12 protein-coding genes are annotated in these 7877 nt (G+C 67.2%); all 12 read right to left on the reverse strand.

The annotated features are described in order from the left end of the window. Nucleotides 1-221: hypothetical protein (locus AB0M95_RS40255; protein ID WP_363776835.1), on the reverse strand; the 221-nt coding region annotated here is incomplete at its 3' end. 186 nt (nucleotides 222-407) lie between these two features. Continuing rightward, nucleotides 408-725 carry a hypothetical protein gene (locus tag AB0M95_RS40260; RefSeq protein WP_363776838.1) on the reverse strand — a complete coding sequence of 106 codons (318 nt, stop codon included), beginning with the start codon at nucleotides 723-725 and terminating at the stop codon, nucleotides 408-410. A 117-nt stretch (nucleotides 726-842) separates the two neighbouring features. After that, nucleotides 843-1100: a hypothetical protein gene (locus AB0M95_RS40265; protein WP_363776841.1), complete on the reverse strand. Its 258-nt coding sequence runs from the start codon at nucleotides 1098-1100 to the stop codon at nucleotides 843-845. Continuing rightward, nucleotides 1097-1735: a hypothetical protein gene (locus AB0M95_RS40270; RefSeq protein ID WP_363776844.1), complete on the reverse strand. Its 639-nt coding sequence runs from the start codon at nucleotides 1733-1735 to the stop codon at nucleotides 1097-1099. The genes AB0M95_RS40265 and AB0M95_RS40270 overlap by 4 nt, the downstream gene beginning before the upstream one ends. Then, nucleotides 1732-1938, reverse strand: coding sequence for a hypothetical protein (locus tag AB0M95_RS40275; protein ID WP_363776847.1), 207 nt, complete (start codon nucleotides 1936-1938; stop codon nucleotides 1732-1734). Before AB0M95_RS40275 ends, AB0M95_RS40270 begins: the two co-directional genes overlap by 4 nt. 342 nt (nucleotides 1939-2280) lie before the next feature. Further along, complete coding sequence (locus AB0M95_RS40280; protein ID WP_363776850.1) at nucleotides 2281-3462, reverse strand: hypothetical protein; 1182 nt, start codon at nucleotides 3460-3462, stop codon at nucleotides 2281-2283. A gap of 46 nt (nucleotides 3463-3508) precedes the next feature. Continuing rightward, the gene (ssb, locus tag AB0M95_RS40285) at nucleotides 3509-4021 is read right to left on the reverse strand and encodes a single-stranded DNA-binding protein (protein ID WP_363776853.1); all 513 of its coding nucleotides are present in this window, start codon (nucleotides 4019-4021) and stop codon (nucleotides 3509-3511) included. Further along, nucleotides 4018-4377 (reverse strand): hypothetical protein, encoded by a 360-nt coding sequence (locus tag AB0M95_RS40290; protein ID WP_363776856.1) that lies wholly within the window; start codon nucleotides 4375-4377, stop codon nucleotides 4018-4020. The genes ssb and AB0M95_RS40290 overlap by 4 nt, the downstream gene beginning before the upstream one ends. Then, complete coding sequence (locus tag AB0M95_RS40295; protein WP_363776859.1) at nucleotides 4374-4913, reverse strand: hypothetical protein; 540 nt, start codon at nucleotides 4911-4913, stop codon at nucleotides 4374-4376. The genes AB0M95_RS40290 and AB0M95_RS40295 overlap by 4 nt, the downstream gene beginning before the upstream one ends. Continuing rightward, nucleotides 4904-5341, reverse strand: coding sequence for a hypothetical protein (locus AB0M95_RS40300; protein WP_363776862.1), 438 nt, complete (start codon nucleotides 5339-5341; stop codon nucleotides 4904-4906). The genes AB0M95_RS40295 and AB0M95_RS40300 overlap by 10 nt, the downstream gene beginning before the upstream one ends. 212 nt (nucleotides 5342-5553) lie before the next feature. After that, nucleotides 5554-6702, reverse strand: coding sequence for a DUF932 domain-containing protein (locus tag AB0M95_RS40305; RefSeq protein ID WP_363776865.1), 1149 nt, complete (start codon nucleotides 6700-6702; stop codon nucleotides 5554-5556). A gap of 947 nt (nucleotides 6703-7649) precedes the next feature. After that, on the reverse strand, nucleotides 7650-7877 hold a 228-nt coding region (locus AB0M95_RS40310), incomplete at its 5' end, for a hypothetical protein (RefSeq protein ID WP_363776868.1).

The raw sequence follows: 7877 nt of genomic DNA on the forward strand, positions 1-7877 counted from the left end.
GTGGAGGGGATGAAGAGGCGGGTGAACGGCGAGAGCGCCCGGCGGAAGCTGTCGCGGGCGCTCTCGGCAAGGGCCGACGCTGAGGCGTCGGGGTGGTCACAGGGGCTGGTCGGGGCCCCGCGTGGTGACGTGTGGGGAGAACCCTTGACTGTCCGGCGGACCGGGCGGATCACCGTCGCATCCGCCGTGAACGCGATGGCTCCGGTAATGGGGAACGGCAAGGACAACTCCTGAAGATGAAAAGGATGGAGCTGGCGAGGGCGGCCGGCGTGAGCCGTCGCGCGCGGGCGACGGCCGCAAGAGCGCCGGGGTGGAGCGCCCACAGCGGGCGAGGAACGAGCGCGCGAGGACGAGCGACCTGGCGCGGTGGCTGGCGTCTGCGAGGCTCCGATGCCGGACCGTGGCGGTTACCGCTGTTCACCGTCCTGGCCGGGCTCCGCGTGATCGGGCTCGGCATGGTCCATGCAGGGGGTGAAGTCGCTGGCGACGATGATCACCACGGTTCCGGTGTCGATGGCGTAGAGGTGGGCGACGCCATCGCGGTAGCGGCACTCGACGGCGAACAGGCTGAAGGTGTCATTCACGCACAGGTGGCTGCTCAGCGGGATCGCCGTTGCGATGCTGAGGACTCGGGGAAGCCGGAAACCGATGATGAGCGATCTGATCGCGGTTGCGTCGAGGAAGTTGAGCTGGGCTCGCCCGACAGGGATGAACGGACGCCACACCAGTCGCGTGATCGCCGCCAGCCGTCTCGATCTGCTCGCGACCCAACGCCCGCTAGAGCGGCCAGCGGCCAGCCGTGCCGGATGCATTACGCCGGCGGGCCGCGCCTCGGATCGCGGTCATGTGGGCCTCCGAGCGATACGACGGCCAATCAAGCCCAAAGGAGGCGTTCGGTCGCGCAACGAGGAGGCGGGGTAGTTGATCGCGGGATGGGCAGGGCAGTGCGGGCAGCGGATCTCGTCGCCGGTGATGGGCCATCCGTTCTGCTGGGCGCTGAGCAGTGCTTCGGCCTCGCTGTAGCTGTCGCTGGTTGAGTCGTGAACCTCATCGCAAACGTCGCAGGCCACCTCGTAGACGGTCCAGACGCGAAAGCTCATGCCGCCCCCCTGTCAAGGAGGCCGCGACGGGCCGTGCTCAGGACGTGATGGCCCCGTCGCCACCACCGTTGCGGCCGGACGGCGTTCACGGTGCGCTCGAACTCCTCGGTCAGCTGCTGGCCCTGGGACAGCAGCTCGGCCAACGCGAACTGGACGCTCTCGCGTGTACCGGCATCTGGGGACGGGCTGATGAACTGCCGCGCATCGACCGTCAGGGTCGCCAGTCGTAGTCCGGTGGGCAGATCGAGCGTGACCAGCGCATCGGGCTGGTCGGAGTTGGGCCACACACAGATTCGCTCGAGCGGGTGGGTGTAACCCTCCGGGATGGCGTCGCAGACCTCGCCCTGGAAATGGCCGACGTCCGCGATGGTCTCGATCGCGAACGGGAACTCCTCGTCGTAGCCCTCGGCGAGCTTCGCCGCGACGACCAACTCCAGCAGTTCGGCGTCGCCGAGCTGGCCGCGCGCCGCCCGCAACCGCGCCACGGACCACGGCACAAGGTGCTGACCGTGCAGCCGACGCAACCACCGTCGCGGCCGACTGCGCTGGGACGGCAGCGCGAACTCGCTGGGATCGGGCCGAGCCCCCACCGCCGCGCGGCGAGGACGGGAGAGCATGATCGGGTCGGCCCTCATGCGGTCACGCTCCAGGCGCCGTCGTGGAAGACCATCCAGCCCTGAGCGCCGGAGCCGGGCCGGTAGAAGTAGAACCCGTACCGGCCCTCCGGCTGGAGATACACCACGGTGCCGTCCTGGCTCGTCGTGATCGCCTGGATGAGTGACGAGGTGAACGAGGCGTGCAAACGGACCAGGGCGAGCAGGGCGGCCGAGCTCGGCATCCCGGTCGAGTGGGCGGCCCTCGGTATCGCACCGCCGGTCGACGACCCGTGCGTACTCCTCGCACAGGAAGGTGTCGCATTCGGCCAGCGCGTCTTGGAGGGTGAAGCCCATATGAACGGTGTACTTACGGCTCGGTTCGGTGCTCATTCGATCGATTCCTTTCGTGTGAATTGGGATGGCGGCATGGCCGACTGCCATGCCGCTGCCGGGCGGGGGCGCTGACTGGAAAGGAGGGGAGGCTCACAGCCGGTGCGGCTATGGGCCTCGCGATCACTCAGGGAAATATGGTTTCCTCAGGCCACGTCCGCCCGTTGCATGGCGAGGGTGAACGTGGCTCGGTGTCAAGCTGCGAACAGGGAGGTCTGGTCGACGAGCCGGGTCCACAAGCCTGCGAAGCTCTTGCGCTGCTTGTCGTGGACACCGGCCGGGCCGACGCTCAGGAATTGCTCGGTGGTCGGGTAGCTGCTCACGTCCGGCGTGCGGATCTGGGCGCGCGTGATGGCGTACTCATCGGTCCGCGGTTCGGCTCCGTGGATGCGGGCGAGGCGACGCAGTTCGCCTGCCATCTGGTCCCTGGTTCCTTCGGCGAGCGTTTTGACGCTTCGCCATGCGGTGCCTTTCCTCGTTGCGATGTGCCGGCGGGTCTTCTTATCCAGCGCGGGGTGATAGATGCGGCGCACGTCGTACAGGGCCCACGGCCTGCCATGCAGCATCTCTTCGGTGAGCGCGAGGACGTGGTGGAGTTGGTGGTCGATCGCGAATCGCAGGGCGCTGCCCCGGGAGAACAGGGTGGCCCGGTGGTTGAGGGCTATGGAGCGCCGCTCCATGAGCAGGGCCAGGGCAGCGCCTTCCGGTTCTCTGCGCCATCTGTCGGCGAGATACTCCGGATCCGACAATGCGAATGGACAATAGACGCAGCAACTCCTCGGCCATGCCGTGGAGAATATTTCGTGGAGATAGCCGAGAGTGTCTGCGCGTGTCCAGCCCCATTCCGCCAGCGGAAAGCGGGCCAGCCGCGACGAAGAGGCGTAGGTGGAGTCCTTGAGGATGCGGTCACCCTCTTCAGCGGAGAATCCGAGTACGTGCTGGTAAGGCTGTCCATCCAGATGGTCCTCTTTCCACCAGTCCAGTGGTTCTCCTTTACTCTTGATCGAGCACGCACGCTTGTTGTTCGCGAACTGAGGCACGGTTCCGTTGCCCAGCTGCTCATCCCGCAGGCGCCAGGGGCCCGCCATGCGCATGTGCTGCGGCCGCCGGGAGTCGTCGAGCACCGCATACCGGGAGGCGGCGAGCTGCCCTCCCCGGGAAAGCTGCACGTACCGGACCGAGAAACGCCGCATCAGCGGGAGAACGAATCTCTCCATGTGCTCTGCCGTCTCAGAGAACTCATCGCCTGTCATGGACGTCATCACGATCAGGTCGTCTACTTCGAAATCGCGGGTCTCTGGTTCGAGCAGGAACCGAGTGAGCACCCCGACCGAGTCGACACCCATACCGAGAGACAGGACGACCTTCCCCACCATTGACCTCCTTTCTTCCATCGCTTCCGGAAAGGCCGAAGGCCGGCAGTCAGAACGGGGGCTCTGCCGCGTTCGTGCCGGCGCCGGCGGGGACGGGCGCACCCGTCCACGGATCCGGGGCCGGTGCCGCCGCCTGGGCGGTCCAAGGGTCGGAAGTGGGCTGCGGCAGGTCGGCGGGAGAGTTCGGGACGGTGACGCGCTGGGCCTTGGTGACCTTGGCGGTGGCGTTGCCCAGGCAGGGGCCGATGTCCTCGGCGTCCAGTTCCACGACCGTCCGGCGCTCGCCGTCCGGCGTCTCGTAGGAACGCTGTTTGAGGCGCCCCCGTACGATGACCTTGTGGCCGCGCTGGAGGCTCTCGGCGACGTTCTCGCCTTGCAAACCCCAGACGTTGCAGGTGATGAACAGGGTTTCGGCGTCCTTCCACTCGCCGGTGGTGCGATCGCGGAACCGTGGTGTGGAGGCGATGCGGATGCTGGCCACGGCGCGGCCAGAGGGGACGAATCGCAGCTCGGGGTCGGCCACGAGGTTCCCGACGACGGTGATGGTGGTCTCGTTACTCACGAATGCGCCTTTCTGCGGTGGTCAGTGGTTGAGCGGTGGCCGGTCGGCCGCCAATGGGTGATCAATGACGCGACGGCGGCAGACAGGTCGCCGACGTCTTCGAGGAAGGCGACGGGGCCGCCGCCGTGCAGCAGGTGGGCGGGGTCGGTGTAGGCGGCTATCGCCCATGCGCCGCTGGACAGCTGGGCGACGCCGCCCAGCGTCCCCTCCCGCCAGGTGCCCGAGCCGGGGCGCTGCGCGCTTGTCCCGCCCAGCCGGACCAGGTAGGTGACCGCCAGTGCGTCGCGGACGGAGAGCAGAACGGCGCGTACCGGTGGGTCGCCGGGTGAGCGGATCCCCCGGACGAAGGAGGTCATCCGCTATCACCCTGCGTCGCCGCTGGCGGTGCGGTGTCCGAGGCGCCGAAGCCTTGCCGACGCTGGCGGTCCTGGTGGCAGGAGCGGTGGGCGCGGGGCGCCCAGGCCGCCAGCTCTGGGTAGACACTGCTGAGGGCGGGACCGGATCCGATGACCAGCAGGTCGGGGCGGCTGACCGGGCCGCGGCAGTACACGCAGGTGGCCATCGGGCCGCGGCCGCGGCTGGTGGGTTCGGTGGGCCACTCGCCCCAGCCGGGCATCCGGCCCTCCAGCATGAACTGATCGGCGCGCTCGAACGGGACCGCGCCAGGGATGCCGCGGGTGTAGGAGGTCTCCAGCCACACCGTGCCGCGGGCGTGGTCGTAGATCCTCAGCAGGGCCGTGTGCAGCCGGTCGGGATCGTGCCAGACCTCCGCGCGCCAACGATCGTGCATCTTGACGTGCAGGCGGCAGTCCGGCACGTACCACCATCCGGTGGTCGTGGCGGTGTCCGGCGCTGTGACCAGGTGATGGCCGTTGTAGGTGGTCAGCCGCACGACTCCGCCTCCTGAGCAGGACAACGGTGCGCGGCGGCGGCCTCCAGCAGCGCATGCAGAAGATCACCGGCGGCCCGGATTCGGCTGCCACAGAGCAGGCAGGCCAGCGCCCGACCGCGGCGTAGGCGACCGGCTATGGTGCGGATCTGGAACTGCGTGGGATCGAGCCTCAGCAGCCGAGCAGGGGCACCGTCGACCAGGACGTGCAGCCGCTGCTCGCCTGCCTCGGTCCGCAGGTGCACATCAAGCACGACCGGATCGCGCTGGTCATCGGCCTGCGTGTCCGCCGTGGCAGGGCGGCCGGCGTAGATGAACGCGACGACGTCACCGGCGTCGATGTAGATGATCAGCGTTCCGTCGTCACGCTCGAACCGTTGCACGGAGATCTCCCCGGCGTCGGGCTGAGCCCGCGAGAGCAGCTCGGCCAAGCTGCGGCTGGTGAAGGTCTCGGCTTCGTCCTCGCTCGGCGGGTGACTCAGGCAAGCCGGTTGGAGGGACCGGACGTCGGAAGATGCGGGGACGGGGCGAAGGTGACGCGTCATCGTGGACCTTTCTGCGTTGTGTGAAGGGGGCGGGGAATGCGAGCGCCCCGCTCGGCGGGTTGCCGGGCGGGGCCAGATGGTGCCGAAAAGGAGAGGTGTCAGCCGCGAGCGGCGAGCTGGAGGGCCTGCAGGGCGCGCGATTCCATCTCGTGTGCGGTGTCGGCGTCGGTGAGGGTTTGGGCGACCGAGGTGACCGCATGCATCACGCCGCCGGCGGTGAGGTCGCCGCCCTTGATGAAGTGGCCCAGGATCGCGTCCTGCTGCTGGTCGGAGAAGCGGAGTTGCTGGGAGACGACCTGGATGGTCTCGGCTGGGCGGACGATCGGGACTCCGGCCTTGGCCTCCATCGTGGTCACGATCTTCTGTACGTAGGCGGGGGTCAGGAAACGGCGGACGGCGTCGGTGGTCTTGGCGGTGATGAGCTCCAGGTTCTTCTGGTGGGTCTGCCCGCTCCAGTCGATGACCCCTTCGTCGAGCTTGCCGCCCAGATGTACGGCCCGGTGGGAGTCGGCGGTGATGGTGTGGCCGTTGTCGCAGACCTGGAACACGATCCGCGGAGTGATCGCGGCGGCTCCGCACCCGGTCTCGGAGTTGGTGATCACGAACCCGGCCCAGACCACCGGGTTGGCCGCGCCCTCCGCGCCGGTGAACGGACTTCGGTAGCCCTCCAGCAGCTTGGGCGCCAGGACCTGGACGGCCGGAGAGTAGACCCGCACGTACATCCGCTGCTCGGTCAGGTCGCAGCCCTGGATCGTGATCGGCACCCCGGCCTGCTCCACACCATCCAGCGCGGCGGTCAGCACGTCCAGATGATCGACCCGCTTGTAGGAGTCCGACAGCAGCGCCCGCGCGATGCCGGGTCCGCTGCCTGATCCTCGGAACCCGCGGATCAGGAACTTGTGGTCGCGCGGTACGCGGTCCAGCCAGCCGTTGACGTTCACGTCCCACAGGTCGATCGCCTCGTCACGGCATTTCCGCAGGTAAGGCAGGTTGATCTTGAGCTTCTCGGCGATGCCCTTCTCGCACGTGGCGGTCGGCCGGTAGACGCCGTCGGTGCTGGTGACACCGGTCGGGGTCAGCATGGGCTCGGTGCCGGAGATGATCAGGCGACCGCGTTCAGCCCGCAGCGCGGTGGGCGGGGCGACGACGTCGACCTTCCGGCCTTGCTGGTCGCGCAGCAGCGTCACCAGGTCCTTCAGATCGGCGTGCCGGGTCGTGAGCACCTCGGCTGGCGCAGGCGTGGTCATGGACTCTGGTCCCTTCCGGTCCGGGGGAGGACGGAGGGCCCGCCCTCCCGGCGGAAGATCTCCATGCGTCGGCCGCCCGCGGAGGGCAACCCGGCGGTCCGGCGTGGACAAGATGTTTTCCGACGAAGGAGGAAAAGATCTTGTCCCGTCCGGAACGAGCGCAGCGAGAGCCGGGTTGCCCTCCGCCAGGTCGGCGCAACACCAAAACCGCCCGGGAGGGCACAGCCCGACACCCGGAAGGAAGCAAGGAACACAATCCCATGCCTGTGGCCACTAACGAGTCAGTGGCCAATAGTGACAACCGGCCTCGCCGCGCGTGCCCACCCGGTCGACCAGGGGCAGGTGATGAGGGGCAGGTCGGGGAGAGGCTCACCAACCGATACGAGGACATCAGCCGCAGGCCACTGGGCCTGGCGGGTCCGCTGCCCGGATCTCGCGCACCATCTGCGCTGCGCACTCGCCGAACTCTGGGCAACCATCCTCTGGGTCGACATCGCAGGCATTCCTAATTCCGTCGCAGCAACAGTTTCGGGCCATCTACAAAACTATGGCAATTACCGCCTCCTCGCCGGGGAAATTGACTCAGAGGATTGCGAGTTCAGCCTAAACATTGTGTCGAATCTGGCAAATAATAGCAAGCGGCTCCGTTGACCACGGCATGCTAGGCGACAACCAAAGCAGAGTCCTTGCTCATCGCGTGTACCAAGTGCGAGCTGTGGGCATCGACTGCTTCCGCTGACCCATGGTGTGCTAGATGCCTCAAGCAGACATCACCCAAAATAGAACTTTTGGCCAGGGCATATGAAAACGCGTCATCAAACGGATGAACGAGTGTCCAAGCAGCGCAGACTGGATGGCCCAGATGACGACTATGTGACTGTGGCGCTCCTTGCCTCTGGGCTGTCGCGGATACGACTAGATCGTCTGGGGTCTGGCGCGGATGAATCTCAGCGAGGCGGGCGCCTTTCAGGGATTCTCCCCCTTGCCTGGCGCACGGCCGTTGCGCGGCTGTGGTGGAAGGCGCTGGCCGATGGCAAGGCTTGGCCGGCTGACGATATGGAAATGTTTGTCTGGTGCAGATTGTCGACGATCACGGAATTGCGCAGCGGTGAGGCGGTTGCAATCACGTAATTGAGCATGCCGATCACGTAATTGACCCTGTTCAGGGCGTGCGT

It is taken from the genome of Sphaerisporangium sp. NPDC051017 (assembly GCF_040683095.1).
Classification (GTDB): Bacteria; Actinomycetota; Actinomycetes; order Streptosporangiales; family Streptosporangiaceae; genus Sphaerisporangium.

Excerpts from the sequence above, each read along its gene's own strand:
- AB0M95_RS40305 (WP_363776865.1), bottom strand. The coding sequence starts at position 6,702 with ATGACCACGCCTGCGCCAGCCGAGGTGCTCACGACCCGGCACGCCGAT.
- AB0M95_RS40270 (WP_363776844.1), bottom strand. The coding sequence starts at position 1,735 with ATGAGGGCCGACCCGATCATGCTCTCCCGTCCTCGCCGCGCGGCGGTG.
- AB0M95_RS40290 (WP_363776856.1), bottom strand. The coding sequence starts at position 4,377 with ATGACCTCCTTCGTCCGGGGGATCCGCTCACCCGGCGACCCACCGGTA.
- AB0M95_RS40280 (WP_363776850.1), bottom strand. The coding sequence starts at position 3,462 with ATGGTGGGGAAGGTCGTCCTGTCTCTCGGTATGGGTGTCGACTCGGTC.
- AB0M95_RS40265 (WP_363776841.1), bottom strand. The coding sequence starts at position 1,100 with ATGAGCTTTCGCGTCTGGACCGTCTACGAGGTGGCCTGCGACGTTTGC.
- AB0M95_RS40275 (WP_363776847.1), bottom strand. The coding sequence starts at position 1,938 with ATGCCGAGCTCGGCCGCCCTGCTCGCCCTGGTCCGTTTGCACGCCTCG.